The 21,681-nt window shown below is 39.7% G+C and carries 18 protein-coding genes and 1 tRNA gene; 7 read left to right on the top strand and 12 right to left on the bottom strand.

The window, feature by feature from the left end:
• The first annotated feature begins 272 nt into the window (after window positions 1-272).
• Window positions 273-1,295 carry a metal ABC transporter substrate-binding protein gene (locus U2718_RS08405; RefSeq protein ID WP_341998156.1) on the top strand — a complete coding sequence of 341 codons (1,023 nt, stop codon included), beginning with the start codon at window positions 273-275 and terminating at the stop codon, window positions 1,293-1,295.
• A 52-nt stretch (window positions 1,296-1,347) separates the two neighbouring features.
• Here the strand turns inward: U2718_RS08405 and U2718_RS08400 are convergent, their stop codons facing one another.
• Window positions 1,348-1,527, bottom strand: coding sequence for a hypothetical protein (locus tag U2718_RS08400; RefSeq protein WP_341998158.1), 180 nt, complete (start codon window positions 1,525-1,527; stop codon window positions 1,348-1,350).
• A 249-nt stretch (window positions 1,528-1,776) separates the two neighbouring features.
• On the opposite strand from U2718_RS08400, the gene U2718_RS08395 reads away from it, so the two are divergent.
• On the top strand, window positions 1,777-2,589 hold the full coding sequence (locus tag U2718_RS08395) for a metal ABC transporter ATP-binding protein (protein WP_341998160.1): 813 nt from the start codon (window positions 1,777-1,779) through the stop codon (window positions 2,587-2,589).
• 54 nt (window positions 2,590-2,643) lie between these two features.
• On the opposite strand, the gene U2718_RS08390 is transcribed toward U2718_RS08395, so the two are convergent.
• A complete protein-coding gene (locus U2718_RS08390) occupies window positions 2,644-3,057 on the bottom strand; it encodes a metalloregulator ArsR/SmtB family transcription factor (protein WP_341998162.1) in 414 nt (137 codons plus the stop codon).
• A gap of 113 nt (window positions 3,058-3,170) precedes the next feature.
• On the opposite strand from U2718_RS08390, the gene U2718_RS08385 reads away from it, so the two are divergent.
• The 3 genes from U2718_RS08385 to U2718_RS08375 all read left to right on the top strand — a co-directional run bounded on the left by U2718_RS08385 (window position 3,171) and on the right by U2718_RS08375 (window position 4,398).
• Window positions 3,171-4,016 carry a metal ABC transporter permease gene (locus U2718_RS08385; protein ID WP_341998164.1) on the top strand — a complete coding sequence of 282 codons (846 nt, stop codon included), beginning with the start codon at window positions 3,171-3,173 and terminating at the stop codon, window positions 4,014-4,016.
• A 77-nt stretch (window positions 4,017-4,093) separates the two neighbouring features.
• Window positions 4,094-4,166: transfer RNA gene (locus U2718_RS08380), tRNA-Phe, on the top strand.
• Between the two features lie 88 nt (window positions 4,167-4,254).
• The gene (locus tag U2718_RS08375; RefSeq protein ID WP_341998165.1) at window positions 4,255-4,398 is read left to right on the top strand and encodes a hypothetical protein; all 144 of its coding nucleotides are present in this window, start codon (window positions 4,255-4,257) and stop codon (window positions 4,396-4,398) included.
• Window positions 4,399-4,482: 84 nt separating this feature from the next.
• Here the strand turns inward: U2718_RS08375 and U2718_RS08370 are convergent, their stop codons facing one another.
• The 9 genes from U2718_RS08370 to U2718_RS08330 form a co-directional block, all read right to left on the bottom strand.
• On the bottom strand, window positions 4,483-4,716 hold the full coding sequence (locus tag U2718_RS08370; RefSeq protein WP_341998167.1) for a hypothetical protein: 234 nt from the start codon (window positions 4,714-4,716) through the stop codon (window positions 4,483-4,485).
• Between the two features lie 356 nt (window positions 4,717-5,072).
• Window positions 5,073-5,285: a hypothetical protein gene (locus U2718_RS08365; RefSeq protein WP_341998169.1), complete on the bottom strand. Its 213-nt coding sequence runs from the start codon at window positions 5,283-5,285 to the stop codon at window positions 5,073-5,075.
• Window positions 5,260-8,013, bottom strand: a complete 2,754-nt coding sequence (locus U2718_RS08360) for a tetratricopeptide repeat protein (RefSeq protein WP_341998171.1) — start codon at window positions 8,011-8,013, stop codon at window positions 5,260-5,262. The genes U2718_RS08365 and U2718_RS08360 overlap by 26 nt, the downstream gene beginning before the upstream one ends.
• 552 nt (window positions 8,014-8,565) lie before the next feature.
• Window positions 8,566-10,038 (bottom strand): D-alanyl-D-alanine carboxypeptidase/D-alanyl-D-alanine-endopeptidase, encoded by a 1,473-nt coding sequence (dacB, locus tag U2718_RS08355; RefSeq protein WP_341998173.1) that lies wholly within the window; start codon window positions 10,036-10,038, stop codon window positions 8,566-8,568.
• Window positions 10,039-10,447: 409 nt separating this feature from the next.
• Complete coding sequence (locus U2718_RS08350; RefSeq protein ID WP_341998176.1) at window positions 10,448-11,041, bottom strand: superoxide dismutase family protein; 594 nt, start codon at window positions 11,039-11,041, stop codon at window positions 10,448-10,450.
• 853 nt (window positions 11,042-11,894) lie between these two features.
• Window positions 11,895-12,962, bottom strand: coding sequence for a YheT family hydrolase (locus U2718_RS08345; RefSeq protein WP_341998178.1), 1,068 nt, complete (start codon window positions 12,960-12,962; stop codon window positions 11,895-11,897).
• 118 nt (window positions 12,963-13,080) lie between these two features.
• Window positions 13,081-14,973 carry a biosynthetic-type acetolactate synthase large subunit gene (gene ilvB / locus U2718_RS08340; protein ID WP_341998180.1) on the bottom strand — a complete coding sequence of 631 codons (1,893 nt, stop codon included), beginning with the start codon at window positions 14,971-14,973 and terminating at the stop codon, window positions 13,081-13,083.
• A gap of 200 nt (window positions 14,974-15,173) precedes the next feature.
• Window positions 15,174-16,436 carry an MFS transporter gene (locus tag U2718_RS08335; RefSeq protein WP_341998182.1) on the bottom strand — a complete coding sequence of 421 codons (1,263 nt, stop codon included), beginning with the start codon at window positions 16,434-16,436 and terminating at the stop codon, window positions 15,174-15,176.
• 126 nt (window positions 16,437-16,562) lie between these two features.
• Window positions 16,563-17,135 (bottom strand): hypothetical protein, encoded by a 573-nt coding sequence (locus U2718_RS08330; RefSeq protein WP_341998184.1) that lies wholly within the window; start codon window positions 17,133-17,135, stop codon window positions 16,563-16,565.
• Between the two features lie 529 nt (window positions 17,136-17,664).
• On the opposite strand from U2718_RS08330, the gene U2718_RS08325 reads away from it, so the two are divergent.
• Complete coding sequence (locus U2718_RS08325) at window positions 17,665-18,786, top strand: ferrochelatase (RefSeq protein WP_341998187.1); 1,122 nt, start codon at window positions 17,665-17,667, stop codon at window positions 18,784-18,786.
• A gap of 136 nt (window positions 18,787-18,922) precedes the next feature.
• Here U2718_RS08325 and U2718_RS08320 read toward each other — a convergent pair whose 3' ends face one another.
• Window positions 18,923-19,468 (bottom strand): NADPH-dependent FMN reductase, encoded by a 546-nt coding sequence (locus tag U2718_RS08320; protein ID WP_341998189.1) that lies wholly within the window; start codon window positions 19,466-19,468, stop codon window positions 18,923-18,925.
• A 291-nt stretch (window positions 19,469-19,759) separates the two neighbouring features.
• On the opposite strand from U2718_RS08320, the gene ftsH reads away from it, so the two are divergent.
• Window positions 19,760-21,681 (top strand): ATP-dependent zinc metalloprotease FtsH (gene ftsH / locus U2718_RS08315; RefSeq protein WP_411813252.1); only part of this gene is annotated, 1,922 nt, incomplete at its 3' end.

Genomic DNA, 21,681 nt, shown 5'->3' with positions numbered 1-21,681 from the left:
AGCAATTTCTCTTAACAAAAATTGTCAAGTAATTTGTCAATTATTAGCAATTTTTTTAACAAAGAATCTAGAAACTATCATCTGGTAGCTAATTCCAGAACAAAAATGTCAAGAGATGATTAAAAACTACGTGATTAATTTGACATTTGAATACAAGTGTAGATTTTGAGAATTATGAGAATGAAAATTATTTTTATATTAGAGTTAAAATAGCTATCGTTGTCAATAGAGTTTTTGACAAACTTCCCTAGCTTTACGGAGGAGAAAGTACTGTGAGCCAGGCTCAGGTAGAAAGTTGCACAGGTAAATACAGAAGTGGTTTCATATCCCTAATTGTTCTGCTCGTTTTGTCTCTGGGAGTTGGCTGCAATCAAACCAGTCAGAATCAAGTACAAACGAATCAACAGCCAACACCAGCACAAAATGCTGCTTCTACCTCTGCACCTCAGTCTGGAAAAGTCAAGGTGGTTGCAACATTTTTACCAATGTATTGGTTTAGCAAGGCGGTAGCTGGAGATGTGGCAGATGTAGAAATATTGGTGCCTCCTGGTACGGAAGTCCATGAATATCAAGCTACACCCGAAAATGTAAGAGCGATCGCTACTGCCAATGTACTAGTAAAAAATGGTTTAGGTTTAGAGGAATTTTTATCAGGTATCGTTAAAAATGCTCAAAATCCGAAACTAACTCAAATTAATGCTAGTACCGGAATTAAACCTTTGAATGAGATTTCGCCCGTGATCGAAACGGGACACAACCATGATCATGGACATAAACACGAACATGCTGAAGGTAATCCTCATGTATGGTTAGATCCAGTGTTGGCAAAAGAACAAGTTACTAATATTCGAGATGGGTTAATAGCGGCAGATCCTGCAAATAAGGCTATTTATGAAGCAAACGCTGCTGGGTACATCAAGCAATTAGAAAGTTTAAATAATGAATTTCAGCAAACTCTACAAAAGTACCCCAATTGTACTTTTGTCACTTTTCATGATGCCTATCCATATCTAGCGCGACGGTATAACCTTAAGCAAGTAGCAGTAGTAGAAATTCCTGAAGATCAAATTGCACCGACAGATGTACAAAAAGTTGTCAATACCGTTAAAAAATATAATGTTAAAGCTTTATTTGGTGAAGCAGGAACAGATAATAAATTACTCAAAAGTCTTTCTCAAGACTTAAATTTAGACTTGCGCCCTCTAGATTCTTTAGAAACAGGGCCAACCGATCCACAGCATTATTTCCAGGCAATGAAGAATAATTTACAAACATTAGAAACAGCTTGTCAGTAGCAAGTAAGTAGAAGGTAGGAGGTGAGGCAGCCCCCGTCTTGGATGCCACGTGCTACCCTCCGGGTAAACACGTAGACGGACGTAGTCCGGCTTCTCGTAGAGTAGTGGCTTCTGTACACTGAAGGTGTTCCCGAAGGGTAAGTAGCCGCCCTGACGGGCGTCTACAAGTCGGCACAGCCGCAAGGGCGCAGTGACTGTGCTTTCCGGCGTAGACGCGTTCGCCGTCAGGCATTGCGTTAGCTAGCGGCTTCCCGTCAGGGTATGGTACCCGTAGGGCAAATTGCAGAAGGGAATCTGACAATAAGCATTTTACGTTCAGTTATGTCCAACTACTTAAAAAGTAGAAAAACTATTTTCGGTTTTTTATCTAGATTGGCATCTTAACAATTAATCGTGTTCACTGATATTAAATGAATTTTGTCATTTGTCTTTTTTGATTAGTACTAAGGACAAATGATTAATGACAAATGACTAATAACTAATGACTAATGAAATTCCTATTTTAAAAGTTGAAAAATTGTCTGTATACCAAGGTAGCTATCCTGCTGTTCGAGATGTTTCTTTTGAGTTATTAACAGGAACAAACACAGCTATAGTTGGGCCGAATGGTGCAGGTAAAAGTACACTAGTACAAGCAATTTTAGACTTAATTCCGCGCAGCGCTGGCAAGGTGGAATTATTTGGCCGCTCATTATCTAGGCTTGGGGATTTACGACATAAATTGGGCTATATGCCGCAGCATTTTATCTTTGATCGTAGCTTTCCCATTTCTGTTAGCGAGTTAGTCGGTTTGGGATGGGTTCAAGAACAGAGGATAGGGGATTGGAGATTAGGAGCTAGGGAAGATGGTAAAAGAAAATTCTCTCTCAGTTCTTTCAGGGAATATAGACAAGAAAAAATAGCAGCAATCACTACAGCTTTGCGACGAACCGACACTTACCATCTGCGAAATCAAGCAATTGGAACTCTTAGTGGCGGACAGCTAAAGCGAGTATTATTGGCTTACTGCTTAGTAATACCTAGAAAACTCTTGGTGCTGGATGAAGCTTTTGCTGGAGTAGATGTACAAGGTACTGCGGATTTTTACACCTTGCTAAATGATCTCAAGCAGGAAGAAGACTGGACAATATTGCAGGTTTCTCATGATATTAATATGGTTAGCCAATTTTGCGATCGCGTTATTTGCCTCAATCAAACTATTATTTGTACCGGAGTTCCATCCATTGCTTTATCACCCCAAAACCTATTAGCAACATATGGCCCAGGATTCAGTCACTATCAACATCATCATTAAATTAGGGTTGGGGGAAGAGTTATCAAAAATAGCAATTGATAACTGATAACTGACTTAACCTTCATCCTTTTCGTCAAGGTGTTCGGCAACAGCTTGATAAAGATGTAAGACATGGCTGTCATGAAGTCGATAGAAGACATAACGTCCTTGCTTGCGGTAACTCACTAAACGCATTACTCGCAAATTTCGCAGTTGATGAGATACAGCAGATTCACTCATTTCTAGCACCGTAGCCAAATCACCAACACACAGTTCATTTTCAGCTAAAAGGGAGAGTATACGCAGGCGATTAGCATCTCCTAAAAAACTAAAAAATTCTGCCATTCGCTGGGCTTTATCGCTGCCCAAAAGCTGTTTTGAGAGGGGTTGCACATCAATATCTTGATTAGGTTTTTGTTGATATTCAATAATTTTCACTCTAGGATTATGATTAGTAATTGTGTCAGCAAAAGAATTTTGAGTGAACATTTTTTAAAAAACTTCTCAAAACTATTCTTTAATCAAAGTTATGACTGAGTGAAACTTAAAATATTCAAATATCTATACTTTAAATATAACTAATTGAGTGTAAATATTGACACATGAATTTATTTGCTGTCACAAATTTGAATGATTTGCTGACACTGCTACAATTTCCCTTTATGCAACGGGCGATCGCTGGTGCTGTATTGATGGGGATACTTGGTGGTTTACTTGGCAGCTTTGTCACCTTACGCCAGTTATCTTTTTTTAGCCATGCTGTAGGTCATGCAGCATTAGTAGGTGTAGCCTTGGGTGTATTGTTACAGTTGAATCCCACCTGGATGCTACTACCGTTTAGCTTAATTTTTGGTGTCGTTGTCCTCTACTTTATCGATAAAACTGATTTAGCTAGCGACAGCGTTCTTAGTATAGTCCTCTCAGGAGCATTAGCGATCGGTGTAATTTTAAGTAGCCTCATTCAAGGATATCGTGGAAACTTAATGGGAGTACTATTCGGCGATATTCTTGCTATAAACCCAACAGACCTGATTTTAACTGTGCTAGTACTTGTAGGAAGTGGCATATTTCTATTATCGACTCTACACCAACAAATTTTGTTAACCTTGAACCCTGCTGTGGCAAAAGTACAAGGAATTCCAGTCCAGTTGTATCGCTACTGTTTTGTGATCTTGCTATCATTAGCCGTAGCCGTGGCAATCAAAGCTGTCGGCGTTTTACTAGTAAATGCATTTCTGGTAATTCCGGCTTCTGTTGCCAAGCTCATTAGTCACCACTTCAGCCGCTTTTTGCTACTGTCAGTGATTGTTGGTTGCACTACAAGTATCGCTGGTATGATTTTCTCAGGTCTTTTCAACTTTGCTTCTGGGCCTAGTATAGTTCTTGTGCAGTTTCTGGTGTTTGTTGCCGTTTTCTGTTGGAGCAAGTTAACTGCGAAAACTGCGTAAAATTTTTTTTATTTCAGCTCTTGCACTTCCATTTAATATTTGCTACATTAATAAATCGTTGAGAAAAAAAAGCGTCTGCCGGGATAGCTCAGTTGGTAGAGCAGAGGACTGAAAATCCTCGTGTCACCGGTTCAAATCCGGTTCCTGGCACTTACAGTAAGCCCCTTGAAATCTTGAGAAATTAAGGGGTTTGTGGTTTATAAGTTTTAATATTAGTCCTAATACCCGACTAGAGACTTTGCTAAGTTACCAACGCGATCGCTATTCGAGATTATCTTTTGTCGTTTTTGAGAAAAATCCTCTTGTTTCTACCAAAGCAGAACAGAGGAAGAAGCTTTTAATCCTTTTGCTAGCGATCGCCACTATGCTCGTTGGACGTTAGTTTATCTATCGTTAATGTTGCAAATCTCAAAGCTCAACACGCTCTGTTGAGTGAGAATTAAACGCTAAGATGTAGCTTAATTCCTTAGTCAAAATCCGGAATCTCATCAACCCAAGAGTAAAGACCTACAGACTCACCTCCACCAATACTCACATCACCGCCAATGTAAACACCGCGAGTAATGGGAACCTTAGTTATAGTGTGATTTTTTTCACAGCGTTTGTCTGAGAGGTTTAAAGCGCCTATAACAGTTGATGCACTCCATTGATCATTCTGCTTGATAGTTGAATAGTTTAACTGCTCTTTATTTTTTCTCATAATTCTCCTTTTTTTTGCTTGGTATTTCTCCCAATAGCAACACTTGCCTGAGGAAAATACACTTTTCCATATACATTTTCGCTCTAATGAGGCAGTTTAGTCAATATACGTAGAATTAGTTACTTGATTCAGATAAACTACTTGGATATAAAGATACAACTTCATCAAAAACTTACAAATCAAAAACTAACAGTTCCGATATACTGAGTTTTAATTTATATAGCTCAATTTAATAACTTTTATAACTATTAAATCTAAACTTTGCTTGAACAACTGTAAGTTAAATTTGTGCAAGATAGTTTGTAGGTAATGAATTATAAATACAGATACGAACCTAATTAATTATTATTTTTTAACTATTCTTTTTTTAAGGCTGTGTCTATCAAATTTATATACTGGTCAATATATTGTATATATTTATCTGCTTTTTTCACTAAAGCCAAATCTTGATTATTTGCTAATCTTTTTACCTTTAAAAATTCCCCTTTAGCATTTCTAAATGCTTGCAGAGCAGTTACTAATTTATCTTTATCTAACTTCTGATTAGCTATAATCTTCATTATAGTCATGAATAGTACCGTCCAATAGAGAATTTCCGAATTTAAATAAACATATCCCATAGTTGAAGTGGGTTTCTACTGTTTCGTCACCAAGCCGAATAGCTTCTGAATAATTAAGTTTAGCGTTTTCATAGTCACCTACTTTCTGATAAAACATTGCTAAATTTCTATGGAATTCATATAATTCGCCGTTTTCGCGAGCAGCATCCTTATTGTTGGGTTTAGGAAGTGTGTTGTGATATATTTCAATAGCCTTAGTATATTTGTGAATTGCTTCATCATAATATTTCTTAGCTTCTTCTTTTTTACCTTCCTTCGCTTTCATATCTCCTTCTAAGGCTTTGAGTAATCCAAAATTAGCAAATGCAGATGCCGGAGCATTATCCTCTTTAGCAGTGGCTTTCTCAAAATCAAAATAGGCTTTTTGATAGTAAACAGCTCCTTTTTGAGGCTGGGGATTTTTTTCGTCGTTATACAAAGATGTTCCAAATTGTAGAAAAGCATAAGCTCGTCGAGCATAAAGCCGAGCAGAAATAATTCCACATCTAGCAATAGCCTCATCGTACTTTTCCATAGCCTCTTCGTATTCTCCCAAACTACTTAAGGCCAATCCCCAAGCAGACCATAAAACATCACCTTCATAGCCAAGTAAGTATGCTCTCTCAAAGTCTGCCACAGCTAATCTAAAATGCTCTTCTCCCATTGAAACAGTGTTGTAAGCTACTCCACGATAATAGTAAGCTGCCGCAAGACGACAATTGCAATCTATTGCTTTTGTCAAAGTATCAATAGCTGAAAAAGCATCGTTCTGACGTAATTGAGCTAATCCGAGATTGCTATAAGCTACATCAAAATGTGAATTTATTCTAATAGCTTGTCTAGTATCTCGAATTGCTTCTTCATAATTACCTTCATCAATAAAGATAACACTTCTATTGTTATATGCTTCAGCCAAGTTAGAATCCAGAAGAATAGCTTGCTGATATACTCTCTTCGCCTCAGATACTTGATTAAGCAGATAATAACGAGTTCCTAAATTTATATATTCCTTAGCGTTATTAGGATTTTCTTTCAAGAACATTTTTAATTCTTTAATTTCTTGCTCTATTGCTTTCTGCTCATGAATACTTATAGATACATTACCTCCGGTCTCCTCATCCTTATAAGAGGCTAAAAGAATACCACTAATAGTAATCTGCCTGCTCAAGGATTTCATCAGAAACTGTTTACCAGTAGCAGCTTGTTTACTGGCTATCTCAGGAGCACCTCTATAATAAGATTTGATATGAGTATAATTTGGATAATTAGAATAATCGCTCAAAAGCTTGATATCATCTGATGTTAAAGCAAGTGCTGATGATAAACGCTTAAATGTATCTTGCTGCTCATAACCATTATTTTTTTGATTTACTTCATAACTATTAGATTTGCTTGAGTTAACATATGAATCTTCATCTGATTTCACTTCTAAAATAGCAATTTGTAATTCATGAAATGTGTTGATATTTAATTCACGTAAACGCTCTACTTTAGAACCTAATTTCATACATAAAATTGCTTGGTCTACCCAATTAACTATTTGTTGAGTATCAAACTGAGTAGATAAAAGTAACTTACATATATCTGTAGTAGCTAAACTCTGAACATTATCAATACCTAACTCTGAAAGTCGAGCCTCATGCCAAGTATTGATACCTAAAATATTTTTGAGCGGATATTCATTGTATTGTTCAATAGGTGCGCTCAAAGCGCGATTAGCAACAAAGGTTATCCAGCGAATACCACGAGTAGGAAAAATTCCAATTAAAAAAGCTAGTATTTGCCAAGGCAAAGAATCTGTTTCGGAAGGTTGATTGGGGTTTTCTTGCTGAACTATTACCACTGTATTAGGTAGTGATAAATTTGTATTGTTCTTCTCAATTCCTCCAATCAGTGAAGCGATGCTAAAAGTGATAACTGCTGAAAGTAGAGTCCTAAGAATAACAGCACTGTAAACTTGTGGTTGTAAATCGAAAGTATTATATCTTCTAATTAGTAATTGTATACCAAAGAAGTAAGAACCAAGAAATGCATAAAAAATTATTTCAACTGTAATGCTTTTTATAACAGTTAGCTCGTCTTTATTGTAGTATGCTGCAAATATAATAGATGCTAAAGTAACAAATAAAATAATATATACACCAAATTGAAAGGGATTGTATACAGTGTTATAAAGTTCACTAATTTCGTTAATATTTTCTTCAGAAACTAATCCCAATAATCTTAAATCATTTTCTAATCGGTCTTTTTGTACTTCAGATTTATAATAACTATATGCAATATAGGAAATGGGAAAAATCCCTAGTAATGCTCCAACTACCAAAGTAAAAAGTATTTGTTCCTTCGGATTTCCAATGCTTATACTACTAATTATAATTATAGATACAACTGAAAAAAATAGAATAATAAAAGACCAAAATCTTCTAAATCTTTTTCTTTTTGCTTCTGTTTGCTGTTTATATATGTATAAATCAACATGATTTTCAATAAATTCCTCAATTCCTTTAGTTAATCCATCAATAATATGTTTGTAATCTTCGGGTTTACTACCTTTTTCAAATTCTTCCTGTAACCATTTTCTAAGTTTTCTAGATGTATCTGTAGGATTGATTACATCTAAAGGTGATAAAAAATCAGAGAATTTTTTCAAAAATTTTCTTTTTTTCTTTCTCAGATTAAAGTTAAAAAAATCAAACATAATTTTTGTTGAACTAAGTAAAATATACAGAAAAATTTATTTAGCTAGTACTAAACATAAAAATAAGTTCAGCTTGTAAAACTGTTGAGATGAAGAATAATATAGTTCATATTTCTAAACTAAGTGCTGCTTAGTTCTGATAATGATGGCTGTACGATATCATTTTTTTTAGTAATTGAGAAGTGTTTTGTAAACAAATAAAAACTTTTAAATAAATTTAACTATATATCTAGGCGATCGCTTCTATTCTCTTTAAGCGATGACTGGTATACCCTGGCTTCCTGTCTTAACAAATTTGTTAATTTAAAAGAGCGAGAGTTAGCCGTAACACCCTCTAATTGATTAGCACACCTTAGATATTGCAATAGATTTTGTCGGCTGAGTTGAGTTTACAATATTCAATATAATTACGATAAGTAGAGTTGAACATAGTGACACTAAATTAGCTATACCAGTTAACTAAAAGTTAAAATTTACTTTATAAATAATCTCTAACATTAATTAACTGGATTTTGTTTAGTATGCTTGGCTTTGGCTAAGTTATTACATAATTTAACAACGCTGTAATTGCGCTAACATCACTAAAATTTCATCCATCGCTTGCCGTACAACCCTCGCAGGTTGTTCAGTTTGATTCACCATCATACTAAACACAACCGGATTATAGTTAGGTGCACTAACATATCCTGAGAGAGTAACAACACCCCCCAGAGTTCCTGTTTTTGCTTGTACAATTCCTGCTGCTGGCGTATCAATCAAGCGATTTTTTAAAGTACCGCTCACACCCGCCACAGGTAAAGAAGCACGAAAAACTTCTGCTTGTGGTGAGTTTGCCATCCCTTGTAAAGTTTGTACTAAAGCTTGTGGAGTAATTAAATTTTTGCGCGATAAACCCGAACCATCTGCCAAAATATAACTAGTTGGTTCAACTCCCAATTGATTTAAAGTTGTTTTCAAAACTTCTATACCTGCATCAGCGGTGCTTAGATTTTTTGTTAGTGGTTTTTTGATAGCTAATGCTCTCAGCAATGCCTCAGTATAGAAATTATTACTATTTTGATTTGCCGTCATTACTAATTCTGATAATGGAGGAGATTGGACAACGGCTAATTCTTCTGTCTCATTTTTGCTGTTGCTATCTAAAATTGAGGTTTGTCTAACAGTAATTTTTTCTGCTGTCAAGGCACTACGAAAACGTTGTGAAAAGTACTTTGCTGGCATAAACACAGGTAAATTTACAAATTGTGATTGAGCACCTTCTGGTAACTGACCTTGAATTCGCAGTGTTGATTCTTGTAAATCACGAGTAACCTCAATAAAACTTGGTTGGTTTTTCTCAACTGTCACTGATTGATTAATTATCTGCCACTGTTTTTCCTGATTGGAGTTTAACCAAATTAGTTTTAGAGGTTTACCTGAAGTTTGCGGTGACACAATAAAACTAAAAGAATTTTGATTTACAATTAGACTATTTATTGGTGTACCATCACCTGATTGTAAATCTTCCCATTGCCAACTGGGATTAACAATATCTCCTTGAAAATAACTATCATCAAATATCAACCGCTTAATTTCGTTGATGCCCTTTTGTTTCACCTGCTTTGCTAATGTTGTTAGTTGGGCATCGGTTAAACTAGGATCTCCCCTACCCACTACACGCAACCCATCACGATCGCGATACACAGAAGTACGAATGCGGTAATTTGCACCCAGTTGTGTTAGTGCGGCAGCTGTAGTTAGCAGTTTGGTGTTAGAAGCTGGAATGAAGTATTTCTGAGCATCCCGGCTGTAAAGGGTTTCGGTAGAACCTAGATTTTGTACTAATACTCCCCAACGCGCCCGACTAAACTCAGAACGGTTAATAATAGCATCTACTGCGGTTTCTAGTTGAGCAGGGCAAATTGTTTTTAGATTAGTTGTTGGAGCTACAAGTGTTGGAGTTTGTGCTTTTGCTATTTGGTGATTGACGCCTGCTTGTAATCCTAAAAATAGTATTAACAAACTAGTAGAAATTTTCTTAGGCATTATCTAAACTTACTGTGTGTGTAAATAGAATTTGACTAAGAGGAATTATCCATCAAGTTGCTATAAATATCAGTAGATAGCCTCAGCAAATTAATAATTTTCTGGTGTCAAGAATTCACTAGCTTAGAACTGACGCACTGAAGCTTAAAATCTAAATCCCCCAACCGCCTTTTGCAGGGATTGAGGGATCTGAAAATTTTATTCATTAAACCAACTCACGATCACCTTGGGATCAGTATCGTGGCACAAATTCTGAATTGCTGATCGCATTTTTGAGTTAACAAATTACTAAACCGGAACAGAACATAGTTTGACTATGGAGTTACAAAGCTTCTCTATGTCCGGTTTGCTTAATTATTGCGATCGCCCGGTTCAAAACCCTGAGCGTCTAATCGTTTTAGATCTGGTTCTATAGACTACGAGTCACTACTCCACAGGCTATTCTTCCCCCACCAGCTTCTGCCGCTGTCCCACCTGCTTTTTGTTGATCTGGTAATAAATGAACGATGACTGCACTACCGTCTCCATCAAACAGGGTGAGGGGACCTTCAGTGATTGTGACTCGGCTAGTCTGGGTACTGTAAGTTGCAATACCCAGGGCATTCACTTCTAAGTTCGGCAAGTCACCCATATGATAGGGGTGGTTATCCTGTACGGGAAGTTCATTACCAAAAGGGCCAGGATCAAAGTGTCCACCTGCACTGCTAAAAGCAGGACTGGCATTTGAATCACACACTCCCACAGAATGAATATGGAAACCATGTAAACCAGGAGCCAGCCTTGCTGTATTGCCTCGAACTTGTCCTTGAATTTCTACCACACCATCTTGACGCTGAGTGAGGTTTAGGGTGCCACTAATTTCCTCACCCGCAATCTGGACTTGTGCTTGTGACAGAGTCTGCGACATACTCGGCTGCCCGAACACAAATCCCCAGACTAGCGCCAAGCAAAGACTAATTCCTATGAAAAATAAAGATTTTAGTGGCGAAAACTTGATCACCATGACCTCCTGCGGTAATGACAAATAACTTAGACTTAACTTCCATTTGGTATTTGTACATCACGCTGCAAAGACGGCATGGCAAAGCAGATGGCTATCTTTTTTAATAGTCACATTTGCTTTGAGTTAAACCCTTTTGGAATAGGATGGCAAGCAATAATCTGTACCATCCAAACAGTTTGGATTGGTTTTGTTGAAAACTGAGGAAACACGAAATATTTTCATTTCACCAAACTTTTTTGAAAGTTGGCAAATTGTAAATCTGAATGTTGTATCTTAAATGTCTACAACTCAAATTTTGTGAATAACTGTTGCAGGAATTGAATGTTGATAACAATCAACCCAGAAATAAGTTTTCTTGCCTCAGTTAGTGACCTAGCCTGCCTACTATAATTTGGGTATGGTTCGTCCGCAGAGATGATGTACTTACAGGTAATAAAGCAAGAGTTAACTGTATAGTTCCAATCTCTCAACCAACACTTAACTTATACATAAAGCATAGTTCCAGACTTGCGGCATACTTTTAAAAAGTGCTTTATAAGTCTTACATGGTTTTTGATAGGAAGTATTTTGTACTCGTAACTGAGTGTTAGCTCTTATTTTATTCTACTTGTACATTATTGCACGCTATTGTGTAAAAACTTCCTTGAAATGAAAAAAATAAGTATTATCACGCTACTTGCTTTACTGTAGTAATGTTAATGTAAATCTTTCTCATTACACTTATTTTTTACTGTTCTTCCTGTTTTGATAGATACAAGATAGGTAGTACACTCAACTGTGTAATCCAAGGTAAGTAAGCAAGCGATCGCTGAAAATATTAGCAAAGAAGTCATAGCAGTCAACTAATTGTCACTTAGGTTGATATTTGTTTTGGTTGTTGCTCAAGCCACTGTAAAATCCGGTTCCACGCCCACCAAACATCTAAGTCTTGTGCTTGACGCTGGCACTGCTTACTACTTATATAGCCAACATGACCACCACGATGAGTCAGTAACAAATCTATAGCTGGATTCTTAGCACAGATTGCTTGTAAATCAGGGATGATTGCCGGAGCAAAGAAGGGATCATCTTGTGCGTAGATAATTAAAGTTGGTTTGGAAAGACTTTTTAGTAATGGCAAAGCACTGCTAGCGTCATAGTAAGCCTCAGGCGAAGAAAAACCCAATCTTCCAATTACTAGTTCCCGGTCAAAACCCCAGATGCTATTTGCTTTTTCAATCGCTTCTGGATCGAAACTTCCAGGATGGACTTGGTGAAGTTGCCATGCTAAATTTTTCAGACTCTGGGCAATCCTGGCTTCAAAATATTTACCTGCTGGGTAGCTGACTAAATAAGTAAGAGAGCGTCGTGAATCTAAGTTGGGACAAATTACTGCTGCACCACCAATATCACTTACTGTAATGTCTAAAATTTGGTTGCTGTGAGTCAGTTCCATCGCTGCTTTGACTCCCCACAGCGCTAACTGCCCCCCTAAAGAATAGCCTGTAAACCAAAATTTGCTTGGACATCCCATTTTTGCAGCAGTTGCGGCAATGCGGACAAAATCTTCTCCCTCGTACAAACCATCACTAGTTAGTGTCGGTGATAACTTAGCTGTTTTGCCATGAGCGCGCCAATCAAATAAGACTACTGCATATCCTTGTGCGTATGCCTTACGTCCAAGAAGCCGAAGAAACCATTGGTTCTCTAAATCTCCTGTAATACCATAGGTGCCAATAATTGTGCTGTGAGCATTTTTAGGTATAGCCACCCAGCCAAAAATTGGTACACCTTGCCCACCTGTAAAAATTTGCTCCTTGTAAGGTGGCTCTGGGAATTTTGTAGACTTTTCCCAGTTAATAGATCCCCACAAAGAAGCATAGACAGTCATTGCCACTCCGTTTTGCACAAATAGTGGCGGATTGTATGGCGGGAAATACATAGTTTGGACTGATAGATATTTTCACCTGCTTGAGGTGTGATCGCACCTGAAGACATAAACCAAAAAATAGGGTGGGTAATGCCCACCCTATTTAATTTTGTCTTGCTATGATTTGCTCTTACAACTTAGTCCCACACTCAGGACAGAAGTTATTATTGTGAGCATTTTTTGCACCGCAGTTACCACAATACACAGGTTCTACATCAGTTTTTGGTGCTTGCTTGGGCAAGCCAACCATTTGAGCGTTGCTCTTACCGGGAGCTACCATTGGGTAGCAGTTTTCGTCTTTGGTGACATGAGCATCGATAATTACCGGGCCGTTATGAGCTAACATTTCGGCGATCGCATTTGGCAATTCATCACGGCTGTTGATGACTATGCCCTTGATCCCATAAGCTTTGCACAGTAACTCAACATCTGGCATTCCTACTTCCATATTCGAGCATGAGTAACGCTCACCGTGGAAAGCTTGCTGCCACTGACGCACCATGCCTTGCCAGCCATTATTGACAATTACAGTCTTGACATTAATGCCATACTGTGCTAAAGTGCCAAGCTCTTGCAAGCACATCTGGAAGCTGGCATCACCGCTAATACAGATAACTTCTTGTTCGGGGAAAGCAACTTTGGCACCCATTGCGGCAGGCAAGCCAAAGCCCATCGTTCCCAATCCACCACTAGAAATCCAGCGTCGCGGCCCTGTTTTGAGAAATTGCGCTGACCACATTTGATGTTGTCCGACATCAGTGGTGTAGATGGCATTGGGCGCTTGTCGAGCTACTTCCACAATCACCTCTTGCGGTGACATACTATCTGGATGGTGGGGAACTACTAGCGGATATTCTTCCTTCCAGCGGTTGATTAATCTCAACCATTCTTGGGTTTGGTTGGGTGTACTCTTGATATCCAATTCTCGACATCGCCGCAAAATATCAGTGAGGACGTTTTTCACATCTCCAACGATGGGTACATCGGGAACGCGGTTCTTGCCTACTTCTGCGGGATCAATGTCAATGTGGATAACTTTAGCGCGGGAAGCAAATTCATCGAGCTTGCCAGTGACGCGATCGTCAAATCTGGCACCAACACAAATCAGCAAGTCGCAGTCAGTGACAGCAAAGTTGGCATAAGCAGTGCCGTGCATCCCCAACATCTTTAAAGACAAGGGATGATGTTCGTCAAAGGCACCCAAACCCATCAATGTAGTGGTGACGGGAATATTGAAGAGTTCAGCTAGTTCTTGAAGTTCTTCGTAAGCACCAGAGGCGATCGCACCTCCACCCACGTACAGTAAAGGACGACGGCTTTCGCGAATCAGTTGAATTGCGGCGTTAATTTGGCGTGGATTTCCTTTTACAGTCGGGCGATATCCAGGTAATTTTACTGAACCCGGTTCTACTGGCACATAGTCAAATTCTTCAAATGCCACATCTTTGGGGACATCAACCAAAACAGGGCCAGGTCTTCCCGTACTAGCAATATGAAATGCCTCAGCCACAATTCGTCCCATATCTCTGGGATCGCGCACTACGTAAGAGTGCTTGACGATGGGTAGCGTAATTCCGTAAATATCAGTTTCTTGAAACGCATCTGTACCAATCATTTTCCGTGGCACCTGTCCTGTGACAATCACCATCGGAATCGAGTCCATATAGGCAGTGGCAATACCTGTGACTAAATTAGTCGCTCCTGGGCCTGAAGTACCAAAGCACACTCCTACCTTGCCTGTAGCGCGAGCGTAGCCATCTGCGGCATGGGCTGCGCCTTGTTCGTGTCTAACTAGGATATGCTTGATACCGCCACTGGCTTGTTCAAAATAAAGTTCATCATAAATTGGCAGAATCGCGCCGCCAGGATAACCAAAAATATATTCAACGCCGTGGCGTTTGAGACTGTCAAGCAATGCAAAACCACCAGAAGCACGTCTGGGCATTGCGACTGGCGACAAGGAGACATTAGACTGGGTGTGATTCTCAATTTGTGTGGCACCTATTTGGGAGAGCGATCGCACAGTCAAACCTCACGTGATAGCTAAGATAAAGCTGAAATTCTGTATTTAAAATTTCATTTTAATTTAAAACTCTCATAATTAATTGAGATTGTCCCCTATCCTTGACATAAAAGACTGGTTTATGAATTGAAAATGGGTGTGGGGGTGTAAGGGTACAGGGGTGTAGGAGAAAAAACCTTCTGCCGTCTGCCTCCTGCCTTCTAAATCACATCTTCCAAAACTTTGCGGGTATTTTGCCAAGCCCAAACACCAACTACAGCAACTATTACACTCATTCCGACAAGCACACTTCGCAAACCCAAAGCATCAGTGACAGGGCCAGTAATTACCAGTGGAGCTGACAGAGCAATGTTAACGGCATGATTTTGAAATCCAAACACTTTACCATGCATTGAAGGTGGTGTTTGCTGTTGAATTAAAGTTTGCATTGGCACACCAACTAAAGCTGCACCAATTCCCAATACGGCACAAAGTCCCAACGCTAACAACAAATTGTGGGTAAAGGTGAATACTCCCAAAACTATAGCCATCATTAAAAATCCTAATAAGGGTAAAGGTTTGTGATGCACTTTATCAGCCCAATGCCCCAAAATTGCTGCTCCTAACACCATGCCTACCCCTGCTGCTGCTAAGAAAAAGCCGAATTGCTTCTCTTTTAAGCCAAACTCCTCTGCCAATCGAATAGCTAATACCGTTAATGCTGCAAAGACACAATACAAAGTTATAAGTTGCAGCATGGCATTTAATACTAAACGATTGCTTTTGAGATAGCGCAAGCCCTGTTTAAAGTCTGTCCAAGGATGGATGACGGGTTCACTATTATCAAGAGTTCTGTTGTCTTTAAAGTTAATAAACTGCATCATGCCCGCAGAAGATAAGTATAGGAGCGTGACAACAAGCTCTTGACCGTAATTTGGACCTAGCACATCTTTCGACCAACTCAATATTGGTTCACCGATCGCAAACCCAACTATTAAAGCGCCCATCATTGTGCTGCTAAACAGCGCATTAGCTGCCATTAAATTTTCTTTTCGTACTATCAACGGAATGGCTGCTTGCTCTGCGGGTGCAAAAAACTGCGTGATTGTGGAGATCGCAAAAGTCATTAGCAACAGAACCAGGAACTCCCGTGGCAAAAAGGGAATTAGCAATGTTAACAGACCGCGTACAAAATCAGAGCCAACCATGATAATCTTTTTCGGAAAGCGGTCAACAAATACACCCCCAGCAGAACCAAACAGAATGGCTGGTATTGTAAACGCCATCATTAAAGTTGAGTACATGGAGTTTTGTGCTAAACCGACAGGAGGTGGGTAGTTTTCTAGTAGGGCTACCATCAAAACAAAGAAGACTTTATCGGCCATCTGGGATAATAACTGTCCTATCCACAGCAGCATAAAGCCACGGTTTTTAAGCAGAACACCAAATCCATTATTTACGGCAGCAGGTTCAGTTGGAAACATCAGAATCAAGGTTGGGGAAATAGGGGAAACAGCGGAATGCGGGGAGATTTGGGGAGGTTTAAAGTTAATTTTTAACCTATCACCCCATCACATTGTCACTCCTGCTTCATCCCTATGCTTTCCGGATTAATTTTCTTCATAACGCATAAAAAGCATATACAAAAATTCAACCGCGCTTAGACGTTTTTGTAGCTGCGATTCTCCAATAGACAAGTCTACCCACCAACCTTGCACAGTATGGGGCGATCGCCACATATCTAAATGCTCGACAGGTGGGTCTGCATAAAAATTATTCTGCCCACAACCAAGTATTTTGGAACTCCAGTGGGTGAAATAATCATGACTCATTCGATGGATAGGGAAATTTCCCAGTAATGGAACTCCCCATCCATCTATAGCAATAAAAGCTTTAACATCACCTCCGGAAATTTGCCACAAGGATGCGGCTGCGATCGCTCCAACGACGCCAGCACTAAAACTTATGAACATCACAGGCGATTTTTGCTGATTTCCCAAGCGATCAAATAAAAACTGCAAAATATGAAATGCCGATAAAGACGAATAACCATCCGTTGGCAGAACTAGTATATTTACCAGACTTTTGCTAGTTGAGGTATCATAATTTTTTTCTCTCAACCTGGCAACAAAAGTCTCGGTTAAGTTTGGTTCGTGGATTCCAGGGCAAATAATTATGCTCATCCGTTTTTGATGCTAGCAGTCTCCACAATTACTTTGCGTTCAGAAAAACTCGGAACAATTTAGTCTTGCCAAGCAGCAAAAAGGTATTCGTTAACACTAAATACTATTAATAGCTTAAAGATTTAATTTTGATCTATTAAATCTGACGCAAAAAGGCTAGTTAGTCATTTGTCATTGGTTAGTAGGGGAGGCAGCGCGTTGCGGAGCCAGTGCGCCCTTGCGGGTTTCCCGCGTTGTAGCACCTGGCGTCACCTGGCGTCGGGTTCCCCCGGTTGTAGCGACTGCCGTGCGGGTTGATTTAGATATTTCGTCATCCTAGAGAGATTGTTGTTAAAACCCGCCTGTACAGTGGTTAGTAGTTAGTAGGTTGCTTATCTATTCCTCCCCTTGTCCCCGCGTCCTTATTCCCCGTCCCAGGCATGAATTTTAAGCTTTGTTCTTTTAAGTGTATTTATCCTCTCCAGGGGGATAGGATAGTAATGAAGTAGTAAGAAAAACAACCTCTTCTAATTACATTGAGGAATAGATTGTGGTTGCCACGCCGGAAAAACTAGAACATACCCACGAGCATTTACCAAGTCAACAGCGGGTAGCCGTATTGTTGATGGGCTATGGCGAAGTCGAAAGCTATGAAGATTTCGCCAACTATAACGAACAGGCATTAAACCTACTAACAGCTAAATTCGCACCAGTACCTACTTGGATTTATCCCCCCTTAGCAAGAATTTTGGCTTTATTTGATCGCCATGAATGGGGACACCAGCACAATGATTTTATTTCTCCCCACAATGCTATATTTGAAAAGCAACGAGAAGGTATTGAAAAGAATTTACAACAAAGATGGGGCGATCGCGTTCAAGTCTTCAAAGCATTTAACTTTTGCGCTCCCTTCCTTCCTAAACAAGTCCTAGCAGAAATTAAAAACCAAGGCTTTGACAAACTCCTGATTTACCCATTGCTGGTAGTTGATTCCATCTTTACCAGTGGTATAGCGATCGAGCAAGTTAACAAAGCTTTATCAGAATTGGCTGATGGTAACGAACACTGGGTAAAAGGGCTACGTTATATTCCTTCTTTTTACAATGAACCAGCTTATATCGATTTGATGGTTCATCTTGTTGAAGAGAAAATTGCCAGTGACTTAGCCACAACTTACCTACCAGCAGAAATTGGTATTGTGTTGATGAATCACGGTTGTCCCCATAGAGCCAAAGGTTTCACCTCTGGGATTACCGAGAGTCAGGCACTATACGACTTGGTGCGCGATAAATTAATCAACCGCTATCCTTTAATTTCTGTGGGTTGGTTGAACCACGATACACCCCTAATTGAATGGACACAACCAAGTGCCGAACAAGCTGCGAAAAACCTCATTCAACTGGGTGCAAAAGTTGTGGTTTTTATGCCCATTGGTTTTGCGACAGAAAACCACGAGACTCTATTGGATGTACACCATATTATTCATGCATTAGAGAAAAAGCATAAGAGCGTTAACTACGTGCAGATGCCTTGCGTCAACGATCGCTCCGAGTTTTTAGCTATGGCAGCCCAATGGACAAATTCTCACATTGAAGAGTTGTTAACAGAACAAGCCATAACAGTTAACTCACAGTTAGCAAGCAATCATCACCACCATCACCATCATCATTAAGAGGAGTGGGAATGGGGTACTGGGTACTGGGTATTGGGGATTGGGTAGAGACGCTTCGGTTCCTCGCGTCTGGTACAATTCCTCTCTTTTCCCCTGTCCCCTGTACCCTGTCACCTGTCACCTGTCCCCCTATCCCCTAATTCACGCCTCGCAACTTGCGGGTATTATCAACTAAACTCTGGGCAAATTGGTCAAATCTTTGGGAAAGCTTCTCATCTAGCAGCTTGCCTTCTGAATTGAAAGCGTTCCATGCTTGCCCAACAGCAATTTGTTCGGGAATTACCCAAGCGTGTACCCACCGCATAATGACTCGCAAGTCATTTAAGGCGTTGCTGTTAGACTGTCCGCCCAAGACGCTAATCAGCCCGACAACCTTGTCAGACAACTGATCGAAACTCATCAAATCTAAAGCATTTTTAAGGACGCCACTCACGCTACCGTGATACTCTGGTGTCGCCAAAATCAACCCATCGGCGCTACTAACAGCATCTTGTAACCGTTGCACATCTGGGTAATCTGGATACTCTTGTCCTCCAGTACAAAACGGTAACTGCATTTCTCGCAAATCGAGAATTTCCACTTCTGCGCCTAAGGCTTCTGTACGTTGCGCTGCTAGACGTAAAGCCATCTGGCTATGGGAGCCAGATCTTAAACTACCACCAATACCAACAATTTTGACCATAACTAAATCAACGTCAATAAACTAGTAATTAGCTTTAATAGGTATTTCCACTATCCTAAGGAGGATTTTTGCAAGTCGGATTCATTATGACTATGTATATTTATATTATATTAATTTTTTGTCACTCTTCAAGGTATCGCTAAGAAGATCCAGGAGTGCGCTTATGCAAAATTGGGAATGAGATTTTGTGGAAGTTACACTAGAGTGAGAAAAAGTTATTTCAACTCTTTCTAGATAAAAGCCATAAAAACCAGCGCTCAACTTATGGCAGCCGACAAAAGGTAATTGTTTATGAGAAGTTTTGAGAAAAAGACACCTATGAAACAGCAACCAACAAAGCGCATAGCTTTGACAGGGGCGCTGGCAGCCGGTTTGATGATGTTGCCAGGATTTGTTGGGGGTACTCCTGCCTTGGCACAAAAAGCAGAGCGTGACTCCCTTACTTATGGCGAGTTGTTTCAAAAAATTGATCGCGGAGAAGTTAAAAGAGTAGAACTAGACGAAAGTGAACAGATCGCGAGGATATATCTAAAAGGACAACAGCCTGATGCGCAACCGCTACAGGTAAAGCTTCTAGAGCAAAACCCAGAGTTAATTTCCACACTGAAAGCAAATAGAGAAGTTCAGTTTGAGGAGGTTTCCTCTGCTAATAGTAGGGCTGCGGTTGGTCTTTTGATCAATCTCATGTGGATTTTGCCACTGATTGCTTTGATGTTGTTATTTCTAAGGCGTTCTACCAATGCTTCCAGTCAAGCAATGAACTTCGGTAAATCTAAAGCTCGTTTTCAAATGGAGGCAAAAACCGGAATCACATTTAGCGATGTAGCAGGTATTGAAGAAGCTAAAGAAGAACTACAAGAAGTTGTTACCTTCCTCAAACAACCAGAAAAATTTACTGCTGTCGGCGCACGCATTCCTAAAGGAGTATTATTAGTAGGGCCTCCCGGAACAGGTAAGACTCTTTTAGCAAAAGCTATTGCTGGGGAAGCTGGTGTACCTTTCTTCAGCATTTCCGGTTCAGAATTTGTGGAAATGTTTGTAGGTGTTGGCGCTTCTCGTGTGCGTGATCTATTTAAGAAAGCAAAAGAAAATGCTCCTTGTTTAATATTTATAGATGAAATTGATGCTGTAGGAAGACAACGGGGTGCGGGAATTGGTGGTGGTAACGATGAGAGGGAGCAAACCCTCAATCAGTTATTGACTGAGATGGATGGTTTTGAAGGCAACACAGGCATCATTATTATTGCTGCTACCAACCGCCCAGATGTTTTGGATACAGCATTATTACGTCCTGGACGATTTGATCGGCAAGTGATTGTTGATGCACCCGATCGCAAAGGACGTTTGGAAATTTTAAAAGTTCATTCCCGAAATAAAAGAATTGATCCAGCAGTTTCTCTAGAAGTTGTTGCTCGTCGTACACCAGGCTTTACAGGAGCAGATTTAGCTAACCTGCTCAACGAAGCGGCAATTCTGACAGCACGCAGACGTAAAGAAGCCATTACCCAGATAGAAATTGATGATGCGATTGATCGCCTCACAATTGGGTTTACTCTCAATCCACTGTTAGATAGTAAGAAAAAGCGTTTGATTGCTTATCATGAGGTGGGGCATGCTCTGTTGGCTACACTTTTACCACAGGCAGATCCCTTAAATAAAGTGACAATCATTCCTCGTTCTGGTGGAGTTGGTGGTTTCTCCCAACAAATTCTAAATGAAGAAATGATTGATAGCGGTCTTTACACTCGTGCTTGGCTCAAAGACAATATCACCATGACTTTAGGAGGAAAAGCCTCAGAAACTGAGGTATTTGGAGAAGCTGAAGTTACAGGTGGAGCTAGTAACGATTTAAAAATGGTAACTAACCTAGCCCGAAAGATGGTAACAATGTATGGAATGTCTGAGTTAGGTTTAGTGGCTTTAGAAACTCAAAATAATGATGTGTTTCTAGGCAGAGACTGGGTGAGTCGCAATGAGTATTCCGAAGAAATGGCAACTAAAATTGACAGACAAGTGCGAGAGCTTGCTGTTGAATGCTACCAAGAAGCTCGTCGCATCATCCGTGAAAATAGATCGCTGGTAGATCGGCTTGTTGACTTGTTGGTAGAACAAGAGACAATTGAAGGGGAGAAATTCCGCCAAATTGTTTCTGAATATACTCAACTGCCAGAAAAACAACAATTAGCTTCTAGAGAAACAACAACCAGCACTAT

Source organism: Chlorogloeopsis sp. ULAP02 (assembly GCF_038404745.2).
Taxonomy (GTDB): domain Bacteria; phylum Cyanobacteriota; class Cyanobacteriia; order Cyanobacteriales; family Nostocaceae; genus Chlorogloeopsis.
This window is presented reverse-complemented; position numbering and strand designations above follow the sequence as displayed.

Bases quoted from the DNA above. Each gene is read 5' to 3' on its own strand.
- U2718_RS08400 (WP_341998158.1), bottom strand. From the start codon at position 1,527: ATGCCTGACGGCGAACGCGTCTACGCCGGAAAGCACAGTCACTGCGCC.
- U2718_RS08395 (WP_341998160.1), top strand. From the start codon at position 1,777: ATGACTAATGAAATTCCTATTTTAAAAGTTGAAAAATTGTCTGTATAC.
- U2718_RS08390 (WP_341998162.1), bottom strand. From the start codon at position 3,057: ATGTTCACTCAAAATTCTTTTGCTGACACAATTACTAATCATAATCCT.
- U2718_RS08385 (WP_341998164.1), top strand. From the start codon at position 3,171: ATGAATTTATTTGCTGTCACAAATTTGAATGATTTGCTGACACTGCTA.
- U2718_RS08370 (WP_341998167.1), bottom strand. From the start codon at position 4,716: ATGAGAAAAAATAAAGAGCAGTTAAACTATTCAACTATCAAGCAGAAT.
- U2718_RS08365 (WP_341998169.1), bottom strand. From the start codon at position 5,285: ATGACTATAATGAAGATTATAGCTAATCAGAAGTTAGATAAAGATAAA.
- U2718_RS08360 (WP_341998171.1), bottom strand. From the start codon at position 8,013: ATGTTTGATTTTTTTAACTTTAATCTGAGAAAGAAAAAAAGAAAATTT.
- dacB (WP_341998173.1), bottom strand. From the start codon at position 10,038: ATGCCTAAGAAAATTTCTACTAGTTTGTTAATACTATTTTTAGGATTA.
- U2718_RS08350 (WP_341998176.1), bottom strand. From the start codon at position 11,041: ATGGTGATCAAGTTTTCGCCACTAAAATCTTTATTTTTCATAGGAATT.
- U2718_RS08345 (WP_341998178.1), bottom strand. From the start codon at position 12,962: ATGTATTTCCCGCCATACAATCCGCCACTATTTGTGCAAAACGGAGTG.
- U2718_RS08335 (WP_341998182.1), bottom strand. From the start codon at position 16,436: ATGTTTCCAACTGAACCTGCTGCCGTAAATAATGGATTTGGTGTTCTG.
- U2718_RS08330 (WP_341998184.1), bottom strand. From the start codon at position 17,135: ATGAGCATAATTATTTGCCCTGGAATCCACGAACCAAACTTAACCGAG.
- U2718_RS08320 (WP_341998189.1), bottom strand. From the start codon at position 19,468: ATGGTCAAAATTGTTGGTATTGGTGGTAGTTTAAGATCTGGCTCCCAT.